This window comes from Erythrobacter sp. JB1-7, from assembly GCF_057365015.1.
This window is the reverse complement of the sequence record NZ_CP200291.1, coordinates 1372947-1389352: the sequence shown is the minus strand read 5'-3', so window position 1 is coordinate 1389352 and position 16406 is coordinate 1372947. Positions and strand designations below refer to the sequence as shown.

Here is a 16406-nt window from a genome sequence, read left to right as displayed (position 1 = left end):
CGCAGGCGAAAAAGGGCTTCTATCGCCCGCTCAACCGATTCCCCATTTTGACCGGAGACATTCCCAGATGGCCGAAGCCACCGATGACCGCCTGCGCCTTTTGATCGAACGCATCGAACGCCTTGAAGAAGAAAAGAAAGGCACCGCCGATGATATTCGCGATGTCTATGCGGAGGGTAAAGCGGTCGGATACGACACCAAGATGATGCGGCAGCTAATAAAACTTCGGAAGATGAAGCCGCATGATCGAGAGGAAATGGAAATGCTCTTGGAAACCTACAAGGCTGCGATCGGGATGGGGTAACCCTCACTCGTCTATGATATCGAGCATAGCTGATTGGTAGTAACCCCAAGCGACCGGATCATTATTCTCAAGAAGTGAGCACAGCTGGGTAAAGCCGGCGACTTCATCGCGCAAAACGGCGAAAACTGCTTCAAGAGTATTAAGAACGGTATCGACAAACCAAAGAAAGGCGAGGTCGCACTGGTCGAGTTCGATCCGCGATATCTCTAGATCGGTATCCAGTTTTGGATGAGTGATCCGGTTCCTGATTTGCATTGCTTGCCTGAGTGAAGACCAGCCTACACCGGCGAAATCTATCGTCTTGCCTTTGCAAATGCGCTGGGCGATACGTGCAGACAAGCGGAACGCCGACAACGTAGGTACATATTTTTCCTGCGTGGATATCTTGCCGCTCGCGCTGACCGAATGCACTACCTCGGACAGGGCTTTGGTTTCTTTTTCCGCAATCAAGTCCAATTGAGACGCGGCTTCGATCACTTCCTGCCGAAACATCCATGCAAAGCCTTCAATCGCTGCAAACTGTGCGCGAATGACCGATCTGCGAGCTTCGCTATCATCGTTATCGGTGAGCCTTTCCTGTGCAACTCCTACATCGGCTATCAAAATCCGTGCGAGATTTAGGGTCTTTTCAGATTTTGAGACTTTCATTCTGTTCCCCAATTTGCGGCTATATATCCAATTTGCTCAATGCCTTGCAATCACTCCACTCCTCACCCCCACATCGCCACATCGCTTAAAATCAGCAGGTTAAACGCAGCGTGTTGGGCTATGGCAGCGCCAAGGCCCAGCCGCGTGCGAGTGTAGGCGAGCAGCAATCCGCCCACCGTTTGCGATGCAACCAGCATTGCATCCACCGGGCTGGCGACACTTTCGAAATTGACCAGATGCGAAAGGCCAAAAGCAATGGTGCTGCCCCATACCAGCTTGCCATAATGCCGTTTGAACCAGGCGGGCACCTCAGTTTCAGTTTTGCGCGTGGCGATCCATTGGAACAGGCCGATCAGTACCAGAATGAACGCGATGCCTGTGACGCTGCCCAGCATCGCCCAGCCCAGCCATTCAGACACCAGCACCAGCGCAAAGGCGATCCACGCAATCCCGGCAAATCGTAAAGCCGCCAATTGCCCGCGCAGCCATCCGCGAAACAGCGCTTCCTCCAACACCGGCGCGATCAGCACCATGGTGAGAAAATCCTGGCTGAATGAAAATTCGGTTTGAATGGGATCGGGAAAGGCGTGGCCAGCCGCCGCAATGCTGGCGGTGAGAGTTTCAAGCCCGATCACCAGCGAGCAATCGAGCACGAACAATGCGCCAAACAAGATGGCGAACCCCGCACCCATCGGAATGGTCGCCGCCGCCATCGCCGGACGCAGCGCAAAGCGCGCGACATCGCGGTACAGACCAAAAACATCACCGAAAGTGAGGGGCAAGCTTGCTTGCGGCACTGCCATTGCTTAAGCGAAATCCATTCCATTTAGCCCAAGGCAAGAGATACCCATGGCAGGCCATTCCAAATTCAAAAACATCATGCACCGCAAGGGCGCGCAGGACAAGAAGCGCTCCAACCTGTTTTCAAAGCTCAGCCGCGAGATCACCGTGGCAGCGAAAATGGGCACGCCCGATCCCGATATGAACCCGCGTCTGCGGCTCGCGGTGAACACTGCGAAATCGCAATCCATGCCCAAGGACAACATCCAGCGCGCGATTGATAAAGCGAGCGCGGGCGATGACGAGAATTACGAAGAGGTCCGCTATGAAGGATACGGCCCCGGCGGCAGCGCAATCATTGTCGAAACGCTGACCGACAACCGCAATCGCACCGCCACTGCGGTTCGCACCGCTTTCAGCAAAAACGGCGGCAATCTGGGCACCGAAGGATCGGTTGCGCACGGGTTTGAGCGGCTCGGCTTTATCGAATACGGCGCAGAAGCGGGCGATGAGGAAAAGGTTCTGGAGGCCGCGTTGGAAGCGGGCGCGGAAGACATTGCATCCTCCGCTGATGGCCACGAGATTTGGACCGCTGCTGAGGATTTGCACGAAGTATCCTCCGCGCTGGAAAAGGCTTTGGGCGAGGCCAAGGAAGTGAAACTTGCGTGGAAGCCCAACATTACGGTCGAAATGGACGAAAAAGGCGCAGGCACATTGCTCAAGCTGATCGACACTCTGGACGATGATGACGATGTGCAAACGGTGTGGGGCAATTACGAGATTCCCGATGCGGTGATGGAAAAGCTCGACGTTTGATCGCGCACGATGAGTGTGTTTGGTGAGCTGGCGCGAATGGGCTTTTGCGGCCGCTTTGGGATCTGCTTTTTTGCTGGCGGCGGCATGGCGGCTGGGTTTGACCGTGGGGCTGGGGTGATGGCTTTGCTGAGCGGGCGGACCTTGTGATTATCCTTGGCCTTGATCCTTCGCTGTCCTGCACCGGCTGGGGCGCGGTGCGCGTAGAAGGATCGCGGATTTCTCACCTCGCCAATGGCCAGATCCCGACCGATGCCAAAGCACCCATGGCCGCGCGGCTTGCTGTGCTTCAGGCGGGCATTGCCGAGGTCATAGCCGCGCATGCGCCTGGCCGGGCGGCGTGCGAAGAGGTGTTTGTGAACAAAAACCCCCAATCCACTTTGAAACTCGCCCAAGCGCGCGGGGCGGTGCTTGCCGCATGCGGGGCAGCGGGGCTGGAAGTGAACGAGCATGCGGCGCGCAAGGTCAAACAGGCGGTCACAGGAACAGGCGGCGCAGACAAAGCGCAGGTCGCCGCCATGGTCAAAGTGCTGCTGCCGGGCTCTAACCCAGCGGGAGCAGATGCCGCCGATGCGCTTGCCGCCGCGATTGCCGATGCGCATCTGGCCCCAAAACAAGGACACAAACCATGAACCACATTTACGGCATTCCCAATTGCGACACGGTGAAAAAGGCGCGTGTATGGCTCGATGCAGAAGGCATCGCCTACACGTTTCACGATTACAAAAAGGAAGGCGCAGACCCTGCAAAACTTGCCGTTTGGATCGCTGATAAAGGCGTAGAGACCGTGCTCAACAAGCGCGGCACCACGTTTCGCAAGCTTTCCGAAAGCGAAAAGGCGGACGCATCAGACAGTCACAAGGCTGTAGAATTGCTTGTTCACAACCCTTCAATGATTAAGCGGCCAGTGGTCGAAACACCCGAAGGCATTCTGGTTGGTTTTAAGGAAGATGAATGGTCCGCACACTTTTCTTAGTCGCGCTCGCAGCCGCGCTGTCATTACCGGGGGTCGCAATGGCACAGTCTGATCCGCTGATTATCGCGCATCGCGGCGCATCGGGTGTCCGGCCCGAGCATACGCTCGCAGCCTATGAACTGGCGATAGAGCAGGGCGCGGATTACATCGAGCCTGATCTGGTGGTGACCAAGGATCTGGCGCTGGTCGCCCGGCACGAAAACGAGCTGTCTGGCACCACTGATGTGGCGAGCCGCGAAGAGTTTGAAGACCGCCGCCGCACCAAAACCATCGAAGGCCAGCAAGTCGCCGGATGGTTTGCTGAAGATTTCACTCTTGAAGAGCTGCGCACACTGCGCGCGCGAGAGAGGGTCGGGGCAATCCGCCCGGCCAACACCGCCTTCAACGGATTGTACCAAGTGCCAACCTTTGACGAGATCGTGCAATTGGTCCGCGCGAAAGAGGCAGAGACCGGGCGCACAATCGGCCTTTATCCCGAGCTAAAGCATCCCACCTGGATCCTTGAGCAGGAAGGCATCGACATGGTCGATCTGCTGGTCGTCAAACTGCGCGAGCTTGGGCTGGATGGCGCGGATGCACGGGTGTTTGTGCAAGTGTTCGAGGTTGGTCCCTTGCAGCGGCTCAACAAGCGGATTGATACACCGCTTATCCTGCTGATCCGGCCCACAGGCGGCCCTTATGACGAACCTGAGATGCGCTGGGACGATATGATGTCGCCCACAGGCCTGGAAGAAATCGCGCAATATGCCGACGGTATCGGCCCCTGGCTTGGCCATGTGATCAATGATGACCTTGCGCCCACGGGCCTTGTCCAAAATGCGCATGCGGCCGGGCTAAAAGTGCATCCCTGGACCATGCGCAAGGAAAACGGGTTCCTGCCTGCCAGTCTGCAAATGGAAGGCGGCCCGTCTGTAGATGGTCAGTATGAGCGCCAATGGAAAGCCGCCATTGCGAGCGGTGCGGACGGGTTCTTTACCGATAATGTCGCGGAATTTGTCGCTCTGGTAAGGGGCGCGAATTAACCCTTAAGCCGCGCAGCCAGAATGTAATTGAGTGTGTCATCATCGGAAAGGTGCAGGCCTTTGGCGGGACTGAAAGCGATCCCGCGCGTGGTTGTCACCTCCAGACCCACTGCGTCCAGCAATTCTTCCAGCTCCTCTGGCTGGATAAAATCGCGCCAGTGATGCGTGCCTTTGGGCACATAGCCCACAGCCTCTGCCGCCCCCACCAGCAGCACGCGGCTGGCAGCGGTGCGATTGGGAGTGGACATGACCAGCAGGCCGCCGGGAGAAAGCCTGGCTGCGACATCGGCCAGAAATTGCTCTTTGTCCGCGACGTGCTCCACCACTTCAAGGCAGGTCACCAGATCAAAGGTTCCGATATCAAGGCTAGCCACTTCGCCTGCTATGTAGCGGATATTGAGCCCGGTGCTTTCCGCGTGCGCGCTCGCGGCGGCGACATTGTCAGCGGCGGCGTCCACGCCTGTCACATCGCCGCCCAATCGCGCCAGCGGCTCGCACACCAATCCCGCCCCGCAGCCGATATCAAGCGCCGTCTTGCCCGCCAAAGGCTTCGCCGCGCCGGCCATATCGGGCCAATGCGCATCCATGCAATCGCGGATAAAGCTGAGCCGCACCGGGTTCACCTGATGCAGGCTGGCCATTTTGCCTTGCGGATTCCACCAGTCGCGCGCAAGATCTGAAAAGAATGCGGCTTCATCGGGGCGAATGGTTGCGTTTGCAGCAGTGGTTGGGTTTGCGTTTGTCATAAACTCTCGTTAGCAGCGCGCGCACGGGCAAACCAGCAAGGAGTGTGATCGCTTTGGCGCGCACCAAGCAAAGAATTGTGATGAAGTTCGGCGGCACCTCGATGGCGGGGACCGAACGCATTCGCCGCGTCGCAGGCATTGTGCGCGCTCAGGCTGCGCGCGGGGATGGCGGCGATGAGGTTGCTGTTGTCGTCAGCGCGATGGCCGGGGAAACCGATCGCCTCATCAACTTCTGCCGCGAGGCCAACGCACTGCACGATCCGGCCGAATATGACGTGGTGGTCGCCAGCGGCGAACAGGTGACCAGCGGATTGCTGGCTCTCACTTTGCAATCGCTGGGGTGCAAAGCGCGCAGCTGGCTGGGCTGGCAAGTTCCTGTCAAAACCATTGAAGCGCACGCAAAAGCCCGGATCGATACGATTGACGCGCCTGAAATGGTCGCAGCCATGCAAGATGGTGAGATCGCCGTGGTGCCGGGTTTTCAGGGAATTTCGCCCGAAGGCCGCATCGCGACACTGGGGCGCGGAGGGTCCGACACATCGGCGGTGGCGGTTGCCGCGGCTGTGGGCGCGGACCGGTGCGATATCTACACCGATGTGGACGGCGTTTATACCACAGACCCCCGCATCGTTGCCCGCGCGCGCAAGCTGAAAGCGGTGACGTATGAAGAGATGCTGGAGCTTGCCAGTGTCGGCGCGAAAGTGTTGCAAACGCGCTCAGTCGGCCTCGCCATGAAGGCAGGTGTGCGCATTCAGGTGCTTTCCAGTTTTGGCGGCGATGATGCGCTGCCTGCGGATGAATTGCCGGGCACGCTGATTGTCTCAGAAGAAGAAATGAACGCATTGGTGGAGAAAGGCGAAATGGAACGCCAGCTCGTGACAGGTATCGCGCATGACAACAAGGAAGCGAAAGTCATCCTGACCCGCGTGCCTGATAAACCCGGCGCGGTGGCTGATATTTTCTCGCCGCTGGCTGATGCCTCGATCAATGTCGATATGATCATTCAGAATGTCGGGCGCGATAAAGGCGAAACCGATGTGACCTTTACCGTGCCGCAGGCCGATCTGGCGCGTGCGCAGGCTTTGCTGGAGGATCGGCGCGAGGATATCGGTTTCAACCGGATCATCACTGACAGCCACATCACCAAGATCAGCGTTGTCGGTGTGGGCATGAAAAGCCATGCCGGTGTGGCCAGCACCATGTTTCGCGCTTTGTCAGATCGCGGGATCAACATTCAGGCGATCTCAACCTCGGAAATCAAGGTGAGCGTGATTATTGACCGGGACGAGACGGAATTGGCTGTGCGCGTCCTTCACACCGCTTATGGCCTTGATGCAGAAGATTAGGCGGCCACGCCGCCTCGATCTCTGCCCCCAGGCCGCATAGGCGGTGCAATCTCTCGCAAGTAAGGGCCATCCGCTAACCCCATCTTAACTTTCTGGCGATGATTATGGTCGTTCCCAACTGGAGCGATCAATTATGGCGATCAAAGCCCACCTTGAACAGCCGTCCAATCCCAACGAAAATCGGCAGCATCCGCGCAGGTCGATGTATCTGGAGACCAGCGGGCGAATTCCGGGCGGCGCTGAGGCCAATGTCACGATCCACAACCTGTCGGTTGCAGGTCTGCTGCTGGAAACCGATGCCGAGTTGGACGAGGGCGAGGTCATCGATATCGATCTGCCGCAAATCGGCGGCGTTTCCGCTGCGATCGTCTGGCACAGCGGCGATTTGTATGGCTGCGCCTTTGACCGGATTTTGAGCGAAGCGGCGTTGGCTGCAGCAGCCCTGCGCGGCACTGTGATTGGATCGCTGGACCCGGTGTTTCCCCTGGGATCATCGTCCGCACCATCTTCGGCGTCCTCGCAGGGTCATCAAACAGCTGCGACCAAACCGGCAGCTCATCGCGGTGAACCCTTTGGCATTAGGCTCAACCGGCTGCGCCGCGAACGGTCAATGACCTTGGCCGATGTTGCCGAGGCGTTAGGCGTGAGCAAGCCAACGGTCTGGGCCTGGGAGAAGGGCAAGGCCAAGCCAATCCCCGAACGACTGGACGCAATCGCACAGGTTCTGGGTGTTTCGGCGGATGAATTGCGTGTGTCAGGCGGTGCAGGCGACAGTGCGGCTCTGATCGAGGAATGCCGGTTACGCATTGCTATGGCCTACGGAACAGATCCCCACAACATCCGTATCATGATTGAGGTGTGAGGGTGTAAAATCCGATAAAAACGAAATCGAATCCCTGACACACATGTTTTACATGGTAAATTGAATAATAATTCGATTCGAATATTAGTTGAGTTAGTTTAGTAAAAACAGAAATACTTAGTAGATTGCCTTATAAGGGCGAATTCATGCTAAATAAAAGCTGATTTTTAGCTTACAAGACTCACAGAGATTCGAAGAGAACAACAGGGTGTTTTTAGCCGGGGGCTTTCGGCATGGGATTTGGTTTGAATATAGTTGAGGGGCAAGTGCTCCACGGATTGCTTGAAGAGGCATCGGGCGACATTGTCGTCAAACTGGATGCCAATGGGTTTATCATCCACGCATCTGCCAATATCGCGCAGCTGGGCGAAGACTTGAACGCGCAATTGCTGATGCCGCATATCAGCGATCTGTCCGAACCTGCTCACAGCGACCTCGTTGCCGCCTATGCTGAGGATGTACTTACTCAGCAGGCGCACGCCGAATGCGTCGAATTTCCGGTGCTGGTTTATGACAATGGCGATGATTGCCTGCCATCAGCATCGCAGCGCTGGTATTCCTTAAGTCTGCGCCCGATTGTTGGCGGTGAAAGCGATGGCCTGCCAGCCGCGATTGACTATCCCAATCTAACGCATCGGGCAGCTTCGTCGAAGCCAGGTGAAATCATCGGCGCGGTCGGTTTGCTGCGCTCGGTTCAGCATCTGCGCCGCCTCGAAGGTGAGCTGCATTCGCGCGCGGTCACCGATCCGCTCACGGGGCTCGCAAATCGTCCCGCTTTTTGCGCTCAGATGCGCCGCAAGCTGGCAGCCGGCAGCGAAGAAGTGGTTGTGGTGTTCGCCGTTGACCGGATGCGCGCGATGTTGCTGCAATACGGCCAGCGCACTTCGGATGAAATCCAGTGGGGCTTTGCCAAATTTCTCGAAGCGATGATCCAGCCGGGTTTCGAACTTGCGCAGCTAGACGGGGAAAGGTTTGCCGTGATGGTGCCCGATCTCACTCTGGCTGATGCGCGGGCTTGGGCGCAGGATGTGCTTGCCACCTTTTCTGACATCGCGATGGCTTCCTCGCAGCGTTCGCCCCGATTAAGCGCAAGTGCCGGGATCGCGCGGCTGGAATCCACGGTGGATTGGACTTTGCGTCAGGCCGAACTTGCGCTCGTGATTGCGCGGGCTGGCGGGGGCAAACAGGTTGGGCAATGCGAGTATCAAGCCAAACCGTTTGAGCGGCTGGCAGCGGGGCACATCGGTACCAGCCTAGAATCGCATACCAACCACGCTTAGCCTGTCAGATAAAGCCGCAACCCGGCGCGCATTGGCATTGTTCAGCGCCACTCTGAGCTGCAATTTATAGCTTGCGCGTGCCCGCTGTTTGCACGTGCGATATTGCCGGTGGCCTTGCCCAAACCGGACCAGCGGGCGCCTGCCGCAAACTTCGCGCACGGCGCCGTATAATCGCCGATCCAGCATCCCGCGCTGGCTTCGCTGTGTCAGATCAAGTGTGTGAAAAGCAACCCGTACCGCCTTATACCCTGCATCATCGCGGCGCACTTCATCAGAGGAAGCATGGACGGCGCTGCCCGATGCCATCGCCATGCCCGCAAGGCTTGCGGCCAAGCAGATGCGTGCAAAGCGATATTGTGCTGGATTGGTTTGGTCAGCGGGCATTTGAATGGGCGGCTTTCAAGAATTGGTAGGGTGAGCCGCTTTGGCAGAAATGGATTACGCATTGCTTACCTTGGCATCACGCTCACGCCGCTCGATGGCAGGGAAGCCGAACGAAATGGCTGGCCACACCCACCCAAACGCCTTAGCGCCTCGCCATTATGATGCGCCCTCTTGTTCTTACGCTGGATTGTGCCGATCAGCCCGGCATCACTGCAAAGGTAACCGCCTTTCTGTTTGAGCGCGGCTGCAACATTCTTGATGCGCAGCAATTCAATGATCGCGGCAGCGCAGACGGGGATGGCCGGTTCTTTATGCGCGTGGTTTTTGAACCTGCTGAGGGCGATAACGATACGGCCGGCCCGAGCGATTTGCGCAGCCAGTTTGCAGGTTTCGCACAAAGCTATGCAATGCGCTGGAAGATCGCTCAGCGTGATCGGCCGCGCCGCACTATCATCATGGTCAGCAAAGCCGATCATTGCCTGGTTGATCTGCTTTATCGCTGGCGCACGGGCGAATTGAACATCGATCCGGTTGCAATCGTTTCCAATCATCCGCGCGATACTGCGATCCGAATGGATATTGGCGATATCGCTTTTCATCACGTGCCCGTGACCAAAGGGACAAAGCCCGAGGCAGAAGCGCAATTGCGCGCGATCGCAGAGCAAGCGGATGCTGAACTAATTGTGCTGGCGCGTTACATGCAGATATTCTCAGATGAACAATCGGCGTATTTTGCCGGGCGCTGCATCAACATCCATCACAGTTTTCTGCCCGGTTTCAAAGGCGCGCGGCCCTATCATCAGGCGCATGCCCGAGGGGTCAAGATCATCGGTGCGACCGCCCATTTCGTCACCGCTGATCTGGATGAAGGTCCGATCATCCATCAGGATATCGAGCGCATCGGTCACGCCGACAGCCCTTCTGACCTGGTACGCAAAGGGCGCGATATTGAACGCCGTGTGCTAGCAGAAGCGGTGCGTTTGTTCGTTGAGGAACGCGTTTTGCTAAACGGCAATCGCACCGTGGTGTTTCGGGACTAGCATTCAGGTCGCGGGCACCATTTATTCTCTCTTTTCAAGCCTGCGTGCGGCCTCTAACCTTCCAACTGACGCTAGTAAGGAGCCGCTGAAATGTGCGAAGACGCTGATCTCAAAACCTGGGCCAAAGACACCGTAAGCCGGCGCCAATTTGGGGTTCTGACAGGCGCAGGTGCGGTTGCGGCCTGTGCGCCTGCACAAACCGGCGCAAGCGCGGAGGGAAACACCAGCCCAGAGGCGTTGGCAGTAAAAGAATCCGGCGTAACCTTCGACACAGCTGACGGCACAATGGATGCCTTCTTCGTCCATCCGGAAGAGGGCAAACACCCCGCTGTCATCTTCTGGCCCGATATTGCGTCTCTGCGAGAAGCCAAGCGCAATATGGCCCGGCGGCTCGCGGGCGAAGGCTATGCCGTGCTCGTCCTCAACCCCTATTACCGCGATGTCGCAGGCCAGCAATATGAAGACTTCGCCGCCTGGATTGATGGCGGCGCATTGGAAGCGGTCGCGCCTTATCGCGCAAAGCACAACGCCGACAGCATTGGCCGCGATGCTTTGGCGGCTGCGGCCTGGCTCGATGAGCAAGACGCGGTCGACACATCCAAAGGCATCGGTACGCAAGGCTATTGCATGGGCGGCCCCTTCACCATCTGGAGCGCAGCCGCAGTGCCAGACCGGATCAAGGCTGCGGCCAGCTTCCATGGCGGGGGACTGGTGCGCGATGATTACGATAAAAGCCCGCACAAACTGCTCGATTCTGCGAAGGCCGCGCTGCTGATCGCGGTCGCAAAGGACGATGATGAAAAAGCGCCCGATGAAAAGGCGCAGTTCGCAGCCGCAGCCAATGCAGCAAACCTTTCAGCGGATGTGAAAGTCTATGATGGCAATCACGGCTGGACTGTGCCTGATACGCCGTCCTACGACGGCGAAGCGGCTGCCATCGCGTATACCGACCTGCTGACGCTTTATGAGGCCAATCTCTAGCGTTCCTCCGGTCTATCCCGCCGAATTGCGCTGCTTTTCCCGTTCATTGATCGGGCCAAACCGCCCATGCTTGCGGAACCGCAGCATCCAATCATCAAGGAACAGTCCAAGCGGTTTGGGTTCAATCCCAAGATCTGCAAAGCTACGATGTTTCCCCGATACTGTGCTGCCGGGTTTCAAAAGCGTCCATTGATCGCGGCTCATCGGAGTAAGCGGCATGGCGGCAAACAAAGATGACAGCCCATCCGGCATCGCAATAAAGGTCCGCTCGCGCCCTTGGGCCGCCGCAATCCTCTCATTGATCTCCATCATGGAAAGCTGCTCTGGCCCGCCCAGCTCATAAGTGGCCCCGCCATGGTTTTCAGGCTGCTCAAGCGCGGCAGCAATCGCCTCGGCCACATCATCAACATACACCAATTGCAGTTTGGCATCCGGACCAAAGACGGGCAGCACCGGCAATGTCTCGATCATCTGGCCAAACATATTAAGAAAATTGTCATCCTTGGCAAAGACGATGGATGGCCTCAGCACTGTTGCCTCGGGAAAGGCATCCAGCACGCGCGCCTCGCCAAGGGCTTTGCCCCGCGCATATTCGGCAGAGGAATTGGCATCTGCACCAATCGCGCTGACATGGACAAACGCTGCGGCGCCATTGTCCGCGGCAATTTGCGCCATCCTGCCAGGCGCTTCACCCATAAGCTCGGTAAGGTTGCCAGCGAAAGCGCCTACCAGATTGACCACATAATCAGCGCCGTGAAGGTTTGCACGAACACTGTCTTCGTTGGTGATGTCACAGCGCGCAAACTGCAATTGCCCCAGATTGGCAAGCGGCTTTAACGCATGTGCCTTTTCAGGATTGCGGCTGGCGATCCGAAGTCTGGCCCCGCGCGACAGCAGGCCCTGCGCGACATATTGACCAATATAGCCGCTGCCACCGAAAACGGTGATGAGTTTGTTTGAAAGCGGAGAGGTGCTGGTCATGTCGATACGCTCTTAACACGGTTGAGACGAAGGAGGTCCGAAGGATTGCCTGCCCCATGCGTCAATGAGCCAGCTTGGGCAAGAGTTCCTTTGTTCCGAATTGATGCCATTAGCGTGCAAGCAGCGAGGTTTGCGTTGACAGAGCGCCCCACGCCTCGCTATTGGCCCGCGCCTACCCAAAGCCGCACGCTGCGCGCTTTGATGTGTGTGCCCAGATGGCGGAATTGGTAGACGCGCGTGCTTCAGGTGCACGTATTCGCAAGGATGTGGAGGTTCGAGTCCTCTTCTGGGCACCATTTGTTCTTTCCTTGTTCTCTCAGATAATCTATAAAAACCGCAGAAATCCAAGGGATTTGGCCCTTGGATCGTTCCGGATCGTCCCACCTGTCCTCGGCCGTTCCAGACATTTTTGCGGGCCTTTTGTGGGCCTTTTGCAAAAGGCTCTGATGAAAAGGCCCACACATGCCTCTAACGGACACCAGACTCCGAGCCCTCAAACCGAAAACTAAGCCGTAAAAAGTCGCCGACGAGCGAGGCCTGTATATCGAGGTCACGCCCGCTGGCGGCAAACACTGGCGTTTCCGATATCGAATTGGGAAAGCACAAAAGAAGGTTTCGCTCGGCAGCTACCCGGTGGTTAGCCTCAAGGATGCGCGAGAAGCAGCCATCGAAGCAAGGCAGACCATAGCTTCTGGAGGCGACCCGGCCGTAGAGAAACGCAAACAGAAGATAAGAAATGAGTTTCTTTCGGCGAGTACTTTCGATGCGGTCGCCCGCGAGTACATAGAGCAGATCATGGTTCAGAATGGCCGCGCTGAAGCGACTATCGTCAAGGCGAACTACTTTCTTGATAAGCTGGCACCAGCGATCGGAAATCGGCCAATCCACGAGATCGAACCTTTCGAAGTGCTCGCGCCTCTGAAGCGTCTTGAAGCTACCGGGAAACACGAGACGGCAAAAAAATGTCGATCATTTGCAGGACGGGTGTTCCGCTATGGGGTGGCTACAACTCGGTGCAAATCTGATCCAACTGCGCTGTTGAAGGGAGCGCTCATCACGCCAAAGCCGACGCACTACGCCGCCATTCTTGATCCAGAGAAGCTAGGCGGGCTGTTGAGAGCTATGGACGACTTTGAAGGTTACACTCTCACAAATTTGCGTTGAAGATTGCCCCACATGTTTTTGTGCGTCCTGGTGAACTGAGGCATGCTGATTGGGCGGAGTTTGACCTTGATGAAGGCGTCTGGCGGATCCCAGCAGGCAAGATGAAGGCGCGGCGCGCGCACGCGGTCCCATTCTCAAAGCAGGTCATCAGCCTTTTCGAAGAGCTCGGCACCATGATGGGTAAATCAGGGTACGTGTTTCCGTAAGCCCGCTCCAGTCTACGTCCCATGAGTGAAAACGCTTTGAACGCAGCCTTTAGGAGGATGGGGTTTAGCAAGGAGGAGGTCACCGCGCATAGGTTGAGGGCGACTGCATCTACCCTGCTTAATGAAAGCGGAAAATGGAGCTCAGACGCGATTGAGCGCGCGCTCGCTCACGGAGACAGCAATGCAATTCGTGGTGCTTATCATCGAGGCAAGCACTGGTCTGAACGCGTAAAGATGGCGCAATGGTGGAGTGATTACCTTGATCGCTTAAATCTGGGTGGTGACCTAGTATTGCTCAAAGCGGGCTAATTTTCGAACTTCGCCGAGACCACGTCCACTACTTGGCGTATGCCATCCATCGCTGGAGAACATTTCTCACATATCCTGGGGCTTCTCGATTCCTCGGTATCCCTCCTGCACGGGATACCGCACCGGGCCCCGCATTGTAGGCCGCCAGTGCAAGATGGATCGCACCAAATCGGTCGAGCATCTGCCTTAGATACCGTGCTTCACCATCGATATTTTGGACTGGATCGTGCCGATTGGTTACGCCTAGTTCTCGTGCGGTTGCAGGCATGAGCCGCGCAAGACCGGCTGCACCAGCCGGGCTGATCGCCATTGGATTGAACCGGGATTCTTGCCAGACTAATGCCTGTAGCAAGCGAGGCGGCAATCGATACTTTGCTTCAGCTTGTCGGATGAGGGGTTTGTAGAGCGTCTCTTTGAAACTTCGATGAGCGGGGGATGGGTTCCCTCTTTCGATCCCAATGACCGCAAGTGAAGGATCGTACTTAGTTTCTTTGTCTATTGGCTTTTCGACTCTGCTCAGTTGGTGATCAAAAACTCGGAACTCCTGGGCCTGAGCGATGGTGGGGACCGCAATTGCAAGCCCGCAACACACGCCAGTTAAACAATTTCGTCTCATTGCGTTCTCTTATCTTGCCTCGATCGACAACAGAACATAAATGGAACATTAGGGTGTAGGAAAAGCGAAATTGAGATCGGCAGGTACGCACCAAGCAAAAAAACGACAATGGGAGGTCGAAAAGCCGGAAAGTGCGCAAGCTGCACCTTGAAGAGAGCGCAATCTGCCGGATGCTGCGCGCGCGCTGCCAGCTTGTGAGTAGAGCCGACCGAAATCTGCGCGAATCAAGAGTTCACCCTGATTCGTTCCTTCCTTCATGTTCTCTATTTGTTCTTTTCTATTTCCTACACTCATCCTAGGTCGATAGCTCGATTCCGAAATCAAAATTGAAGAGGAAAGGAATCGGCAATGACCGACATGGTGAAATTCTCTGAAGAGCAAATCCGCGCTGATCTGGCGCGGCTGCTGACCGGAGTGGTTGAAGCATGCGGCCGCACGCGATGCGACATCGCCTGCGATGCGCAGATCCATAAAGACGCCTTGCGCAGAGTTCTGACTGGAAAACGCTCGGCAACGTTGGGTGAAGCTTCGCGGATCCTTCAGGCCAGCGGGGTGCGACCACAGCAGGCCCTGACAATGTTCATGCTTACCAATGCCGACCAGTCAGCCGAATGGCAGGGAACCGAGATTGGGCGCTTTCTTGAGGACTTCCTCACGGCAATGCCGACCGCATTGGCGTGCGAGCTTGGAAGTCGATTGCAAGAAGTGAGGCCGCGATGGGCAAAAGGCACCGCGCACCGTGTTGCACGCTTGCTGTCTGATCATATCGATGAGCTTGAGCGGAAGGACGTTCTTCTTGGCGACGTCATCAATGACTCCGGTGAAACACATCATGGGTGAACAGGCATCGAAATCCGACACTCAACCTTGCCGCGCGACGTGGCTTATCCGCTTGCCCGAGGTGCAGAACCGTGCTGGTCTTGGTCGCTCCACGATCTATCGCTGGATGTCTGAAGGTCAGTTTCCCAAGCCAATTTCCCTAGGCAGTCGTGCTGTCGGTTGGAAAGAGGCGGACGTGAAGAGTGGATAAGAGCAAGGATTGATAGCATTTAGGATTAGTCCTCTCGCTGTTCTGTCGAGTCCAGCTTAGGTTGCTGGTCTTGCATGTCAGTTTCTAGATCTTGTTCGACTTCCTCAAAGCTCTCATCAAAAGACTGATCAGCATTGAAACTCGCAAGAAGAGGCTAAGCGAATACCGCCACGACCAACCCCCAAGGAGTGCGCTTGACCCTCGATAGTCCCTCCGACACTTCACATTCACGTTTGAGCCTCCGTGCGCGCTCATTTGGCTGAAGACAGAAATGGTGGGCGCCAAACTGATCTCAATCTGGCTCGCCCTTTGGCCTCTCGCATTGGTGACAATCTCAACTTAAACGTTTCGGCTGATATACTGGCCAAACGCGATCTTCCGAACCCACAATTCCGCCTTCCTGGATCGAAAAATGCTTGAAGTTCCTGAGCTTCTTCGTCCCGCTATCGCCACACTTTGTTGAATGCCTGATGGGTAGAATTTGGCGCTCAAGGCTAGAGTTTGAATAAATGCTGTTTCCAGCCAATTTGACTCGTGCGTCTGGTTTCGGGTGACTAATCGAAGCTGCGAAATGACCGATAATGGGGGTGAAAGCAGCTTCCAGGCTACTTCATCCGTCGGTGGCATTGTAGCAATCGTTCTTCGGTGCAAGTGCCAAGTCGTATGGCCGAGCACCGGGACCACGACCAACATGCCAAGAAAGGCCGATGCGAACGCCAAGGCTAACAGAATGGCGATGCGCACGGCCCAAATGAGCAAGACCACGCTGTTATCGAGGACGGCCTTCAGGCTGGCAAAGATCGCGGTAAGGAAATCAGCTTCGCGATCAACCAACATGGAGAATGGCTATTCAACCGAAGTGAAAGCAGGGCAAATCGAACTAGCGATCAACAGCATCAATCAAGGATGATGCTTATC

The 16406-nt window shown here is 56.4% G+C and carries 19 protein-coding genes, 1 tRNA gene and 1 pseudogene; 14 read left to right on the top strand and 7 right to left on the bottom strand.

All coding sequences use genetic code 11. The features are described from left to right. Window positions 1-67: 67 nt before the first annotated feature. Window positions 68-304 carry a DUF2312 domain-containing protein gene (locus AC0V6W_RS06730; protein ID WP_486148400.1) on the top strand — a complete coding sequence of 79 codons (237 nt, stop codon included), beginning with the start codon at window positions 68-70 and terminating at the stop codon, window positions 302-304. Between the two features lie 3 nt (window positions 305-307). Here the strand turns inward: AC0V6W_RS06730 and AC0V6W_RS06725 are convergent, their stop codons facing one another. Together AC0V6W_RS06725 and AC0V6W_RS06720 are read right to left on the bottom strand one after the other, a co-directional pair. After that, window positions 308-952, bottom strand: coding sequence for a hypothetical protein (locus AC0V6W_RS06725; RefSeq protein WP_486148398.1), 645 nt, complete (start codon window positions 950-952; stop codon window positions 308-310). Between the two features lie 62 nt (window positions 953-1014). Continuing rightward, a complete protein-coding gene (locus AC0V6W_RS06720) occupies window positions 1015-1755 on the bottom strand; it encodes a CPBP family glutamic-type intramembrane protease (protein WP_486148396.1) in 741 nt (246 codons plus the stop codon). 46 nt (window positions 1756-1801) lie between these two features. On the opposite strand from AC0V6W_RS06720, the gene AC0V6W_RS06715 reads away from it, so the two are divergent. The 4 genes from AC0V6W_RS06715 to AC0V6W_RS06700 all read left to right on the top strand — a co-directional run bounded on the left by AC0V6W_RS06715 (window position 1802) and on the right by AC0V6W_RS06700 (window position 4543). Then, window positions 1802-2548 carry a YebC/PmpR family DNA-binding transcriptional regulator gene (locus AC0V6W_RS06715; protein ID WP_486148394.1) on the top strand — a complete coding sequence of 249 codons (747 nt, stop codon included), beginning with the start codon at window positions 1802-1804 and terminating at the stop codon, window positions 2546-2548. Between the two features lie 143 nt (window positions 2549-2691). Next, window positions 2692-3177 (top strand): crossover junction endodeoxyribonuclease RuvC, encoded by a 486-nt coding sequence (ruvC, locus tag AC0V6W_RS06710; protein WP_486148392.1) that lies wholly within the window; start codon window positions 2692-2694, stop codon window positions 3175-3177. Further along, window positions 3174-3521, top strand: a complete 348-nt coding sequence (locus AC0V6W_RS06705; protein ID WP_486148390.1) for an ArsC family reductase — start codon at window positions 3174-3176, stop codon at window positions 3519-3521. The genes ruvC and AC0V6W_RS06705 overlap by 4 nt, the downstream gene beginning before the upstream one ends. Next, a complete protein-coding gene (locus AC0V6W_RS06700; RefSeq protein WP_486148388.1) occupies window positions 3500-4543 on the top strand; it encodes a glycerophosphodiester phosphodiesterase in 1044 nt (347 codons plus the stop codon). Before AC0V6W_RS06705 ends, AC0V6W_RS06700 begins: the two co-directional genes overlap by 22 nt. On the opposite strand, the gene ubiG is transcribed toward AC0V6W_RS06700, so the two are convergent. Next, the gene (gene ubiG / locus AC0V6W_RS06695) at window positions 4540-5289 is read right to left on the bottom strand and encodes a bifunctional 2-polyprenyl-6-hydroxyphenol methylase/3-demethylubiquinol 3-O-methyltransferase UbiG (protein ID WP_486148386.1); all 750 of its coding nucleotides are present in this window, start codon (window positions 5287-5289) and stop codon (window positions 4540-4542) included. The two genes, AC0V6W_RS06700 and ubiG, sit on opposite strands and share 4 nt — an antisense overlap. Window positions 5290-5369: 80 nt before the next feature. Here ubiG and AC0V6W_RS06690 point away from each other — a divergent pair, with 80 nt between their 5' ends. From AC0V6W_RS06690 to AC0V6W_RS06680, 3 genes are all read left to right on the top strand, one after another. Further along, the gene (locus tag AC0V6W_RS06690; protein WP_486148384.1) at window positions 5370-6635 is read left to right on the top strand and encodes an aspartate kinase; all 1266 of its coding nucleotides are present in this window, start codon (window positions 5370-5372) and stop codon (window positions 6633-6635) included. Window positions 6636-6768: 133 nt separating this feature from the next. Further along, entirely contained in the window at window positions 6769-7497 is a 729-nt protein-coding gene (locus AC0V6W_RS06685) for a helix-turn-helix domain-containing protein (protein WP_486148382.1), read from the top strand. A gap of 233 nt (window positions 7498-7730) precedes the next feature. After that, window positions 7731-8777: a GGDEF domain-containing protein gene (locus AC0V6W_RS06680; RefSeq protein WP_486148380.1), complete on the top strand. Its 1047-nt coding sequence runs from the start codon at window positions 7731-7733 to the stop codon at window positions 8775-8777. Here AC0V6W_RS06680 and AC0V6W_RS06675 read toward each other — a convergent pair. Then, window positions 8751-9161, bottom strand: a complete 411-nt coding sequence (locus AC0V6W_RS06675) for a UrcA family protein (protein WP_486148378.1) — start codon at window positions 9159-9161, stop codon at window positions 8751-8753. The genes AC0V6W_RS06680 and AC0V6W_RS06675 overlap by 27 nt on opposite strands. A gap of 158 nt (window positions 9162-9319) precedes the next feature. On the opposite strand from AC0V6W_RS06675, the gene purU reads away from it, so the two are divergent. Both purU and AC0V6W_RS06665 read left to right on the top strand, forming a co-directional pair. Further along, window positions 9320-10201: a formyltetrahydrofolate deformylase gene (gene purU, locus AC0V6W_RS06670; protein ID WP_486148376.1), complete on the top strand. Its 882-nt coding sequence runs from the start codon at window positions 9320-9322 to the stop codon at window positions 10199-10201. Window positions 10202-10291: 90 nt separating this feature from the next. After that, window positions 10292-11182: a dienelactone hydrolase family protein gene (locus AC0V6W_RS06665; protein WP_486148374.1), complete on the top strand. Its 891-nt coding sequence runs from the start codon at window positions 10292-10294 to the stop codon at window positions 11180-11182. A 12-nt stretch (window positions 11183-11194) separates the two neighbouring features. Here the strand turns inward: AC0V6W_RS06665 and AC0V6W_RS06660 are convergent, their stop codons facing one another. Beyond that, on the bottom strand, window positions 11195-12163 hold the full coding sequence (locus AC0V6W_RS06660) for a complex I NDUFA9 subunit family protein (RefSeq protein ID WP_486148372.1): 969 nt from the start codon (window positions 12161-12163) through the stop codon (window positions 11195-11197). Between the two features lie 209 nt (window positions 12164-12372). Here AC0V6W_RS06660 and AC0V6W_RS06655 point away from each other — a divergent pair. Both AC0V6W_RS06655 and AC0V6W_RS06650 read left to right on the top strand, forming a co-directional pair. Beyond that, window positions 12373-12459: transfer RNA gene (locus tag AC0V6W_RS06655), tRNA-Leu, on the top strand. 166 nt (window positions 12460-12625) lie between these two features. Then, a pseudogene (locus AC0V6W_RS06650) lies at window positions 12626-13842 on the top strand (tyrosine-type recombinase/integrase). 28 nt (window positions 13843-13870) lie between these two features. Here AC0V6W_RS06650 and AC0V6W_RS06645 read toward each other — a convergent pair. Beyond that, window positions 13871-14458 carry a transglycosylase SLT domain-containing protein gene (locus AC0V6W_RS06645; protein ID WP_486148370.1) on the bottom strand — a complete coding sequence of 196 codons (588 nt, stop codon included), beginning with the start codon at window positions 14456-14458 and terminating at the stop codon, window positions 13871-13873. A 348-nt stretch (window positions 14459-14806) separates the two neighbouring features. Between AC0V6W_RS06645 and AC0V6W_RS06640 the strand changes: the two genes are divergently transcribed. Continuing rightward, window positions 14807-15298 carry a hypothetical protein gene (locus AC0V6W_RS06640; RefSeq protein ID WP_486148368.1) on the top strand — a complete coding sequence of 164 codons (492 nt, stop codon included), beginning with the start codon at window positions 14807-14809 and terminating at the stop codon, window positions 15296-15298. Continuing rightward, window positions 15228-15488 (top strand): helix-turn-helix transcriptional regulator, encoded by a 261-nt coding sequence (locus AC0V6W_RS06635; RefSeq protein ID WP_486148366.1) that lies wholly within the window; start codon window positions 15228-15230, stop codon window positions 15486-15488. Before AC0V6W_RS06640 ends, AC0V6W_RS06635 begins: the two co-directional genes overlap by 71 nt. Window positions 15489-15827: 339 nt before the next feature. On the opposite strand, the gene AC0V6W_RS06630 is transcribed toward AC0V6W_RS06635, so the two are convergent. Continuing rightward, entirely contained in the window at window positions 15828-16325 is a 498-nt protein-coding gene (locus AC0V6W_RS06630) for a hypothetical protein (RefSeq protein ID WP_486148364.1), read from the bottom strand. Window positions 16326-16406: the final 81 nt, after the last annotated feature.

Coding starts and splice junctions, on each gene's coding strand:
- AC0V6W_RS06730 (WP_486148400.1), top strand. CDS start 68: ATGGCCGAAGCCACCGATGACCGCCTGCGCCTTTTGATCGAACGCATC.
- AC0V6W_RS06725 (WP_486148398.1), bottom strand. CDS start 952: ATGAAAGTCTCAAAATCTGAAAAGACCCTAAATCTCGCACGGATTTTG.
- AC0V6W_RS06720 (WP_486148396.1), bottom strand. CDS start 1,755: ATGGCAGTGCCGCAAGCAAGCTTGCCCCTCACTTTCGGTGATGTTTTT.
- AC0V6W_RS06715 (WP_486148394.1), top strand. CDS start 1,802: ATGGCAGGCCATTCCAAATTCAAAAACATCATGCACCGCAAGGGCGCG.
- AC0V6W_RS06705 (WP_486148390.1), top strand. CDS start 3,174: ATGAACCACATTTACGGCATTCCCAATTGCGACACGGTGAAAAAGGCG.
- AC0V6W_RS06700 (WP_486148388.1), top strand. CDS start 3,500: ATGGTCCGCACACTTTTCTTAGTCGCGCTCGCAGCCGCGCTGTCATTA.
- ubiG (WP_486148386.1), bottom strand. CDS start 5,289: ATGACAAACGCAAACCCAACCACTGCTGCAAACGCAACCATTCGCCCC.
- AC0V6W_RS06690 (WP_486148384.1), top strand. CDS start 5,370: ATGAAGTTCGGCGGCACCTCGATGGCGGGGACCGAACGCATTCGCCGC.
- AC0V6W_RS06685 (WP_486148382.1), top strand. CDS start 6,769: ATGGCGATCAAAGCCCACCTTGAACAGCCGTCCAATCCCAACGAAAAT.
- AC0V6W_RS06680 (WP_486148380.1), top strand. CDS start 7,731: ATGGGATTTGGTTTGAATATAGTTGAGGGGCAAGTGCTCCACGGATTG.
- AC0V6W_RS06675 (WP_486148378.1), bottom strand. CDS start 9,161: ATGCCCGCTGACCAAACCAATCCAGCACAATATCGCTTTGCACGCATC.
- purU (WP_486148376.1), top strand. CDS start 9,320: ATGATGCGCCCTCTTGTTCTTACGCTGGATTGTGCCGATCAGCCCGGC.
- AC0V6W_RS06665 (WP_486148374.1), top strand. CDS start 10,292: ATGTGCGAAGACGCTGATCTCAAAACCTGGGCCAAAGACACCGTAAGC.
- AC0V6W_RS06660 (WP_486148372.1), bottom strand. CDS start 12,163: ATGACCAGCACCTCTCCGCTTTCAAACAAACTCATCACCGTTTTCGGT.
- AC0V6W_RS06645 (WP_486148370.1), bottom strand. CDS start 14,458: ATGAGACGAAATTGTTTAACTGGCGTGTGTTGCGGGCTTGCAATTGCG.
- AC0V6W_RS06640 (WP_486148368.1), top strand. CDS start 14,807: ATGACCGACATGGTGAAATTCTCTGAAGAGCAAATCCGCGCTGATCTG.
- AC0V6W_RS06635 (WP_486148366.1), top strand. CDS start 15,228: ATGAGCTTGAGCGGAAGGACGTTCTTCTTGGCGACGTCATCAATGACT.
- AC0V6W_RS06630 (WP_486148364.1), bottom strand. CDS start 16,325: ATGTTGGTTGATCGCGAAGCTGATTTCCTTACCGCGATCTTTGCCAGC.